Annotated in this window: 1 protein-coding gene; it reads left to right on the forward strand. The window is 69.9% G+C overall.

The features are described 5' to 3' along the window. Nucleotides 1-35: 35 nt before the first annotated feature. Nucleotides 36-1,544, forward strand: a 1,509-nt coding sequence (locus E3O19_RS15055; protein WP_134568949.1) for an HNH endonuclease signature motif containing protein, incomplete at its 3' end; no start/stop codon positions are given.

Consider the following 1,544-nt stretch of genomic DNA (forward strand, 5'->3'; position numbering starts at 1 on the left):
TCGACTCTCTGTTCGATTCGGCGTATACTGGGGGCATGGCAGGAGCCTTGGATCCGCAGTCAACAGCCGCCCCGGCAGGAGCGGCAATCCCGGCACCGTTCGACCCCGATTGCTCGGGCCCGGCGCAGGCGATTGGCCGGGTGCGGGACCTGGTCGCTACCGTGTTGGATCCGATCCGGTTCGGTGTTCTCAGCGACGCGGACGCGGTCGCGGTACTCGGCGCGGTCGAAGACCTGGGCCGGAGGGTGGACGCGGCCCGGGTCGGCGCGGCCGCGGAGGTCGGCTCCCGGGCGAGGAACGGGTTGGGTCATGACTCGTTGGCGTGGAAGCTGGGCTGCCAGGGCCAGGTCGATCTGATCACCCGGGTGACCCGGGTCTCCGGCCGGGAGGCCGCCCGGCGGCTACGACTCGGCGGCAACGTGACCGACCGGATGAGCGGGACCATGCTGCTCCCGCCGTACTACCCGGCCGTCGCGGCCGGCCTGACCACCGGGGCGCTCGGGGTGGACGCGGCCGAAGCGATCGTGGCCGCCCTGGACCAGGTGAGCCCCCGAGTCGCCCCCGATGACCTCCACACCGCCGAACGTGCCCTGGTCGCCTCCGGGACCGGCGCGATCACCGATGAGATCCGCGGGCTGCCCGGCGAAGGCTTCGCGTTTCCCGCAGACCTGGTCCGCGGGCTGGCCGGCCACTGGCAGGCCCGCCTCGACCCCGACGGGGCCGCCCCGAACGAGTCCCTCTTCGAACCGCGCAGCACGGTCAGTTTCGGCCGCCTCACCCGGGGCGTGTATCCGCTACGCGGCTTGGTCACCGCCGACCTCCGCGGCATCCTCAACGGCGTCTTCGACACTTACCTCTCCGCCCACGCAGCACCCGCGTTCCCCACCTCAGAAGAACAAGCCCGCATTCAGGCCGGGGCCCTCATCCCCGGCGCGGACACCGCCGCCTGCACCGATGAACGCACCGGCGGGGAAAAACGAGCGGACATCCTCCGCGGCGTGTTCTCCGCCGCCGCCCGCCACCCGAGCACCCCGAAAATGGGCGGCGCCGCACCAACAGTGATGGTCCACGTGAACGCGAGCGACCTGCTGGGCGACACCGGTGTGGGCTGGATCGACGGCGTCGAGGCGCCCGTGTCACTGCGCAGCGTGAAACAACTCATCTGCACCGGCGGCTACCGGAAGATCCTCTTCGGCGAGCACGGCGAAGTGCTCTACCTCGGCGGCAAAGAACGCTTCTTCACCGCCGCGCAACGTAAAGCGATCGCCGCCCGCGACGGCGGCTGCATCATCCCCGGCTGCCCGATTGCCGCGCACTGGTGCGAAGTCCACCACGTCATCCCCTGGCAAAAACACGGAAAAACCAACGTCGACAACGGTGTGCTTTTGTGTTGGTACCACCACCACAGCATCGACACCTCCGGCTGGCAAATCCGCATGATCCGCGGCAAACCGGAGGTCAAAGCCCCCGCCTGGGCCGGAACCACCACCACCACCTGGCACCCCGGAGCCACCCACCGCGCCCAACAACCCACCCACACCCAC

Origin of the sequence: Cryobacterium algoritolerans (assembly GCF_004402785.1) — a bacterium.
GTDB lineage: Bacteria > Actinomycetota > Actinomycetes > Actinomycetales > Microbacteriaceae > Cryobacterium > Cryobacterium algoritolerans.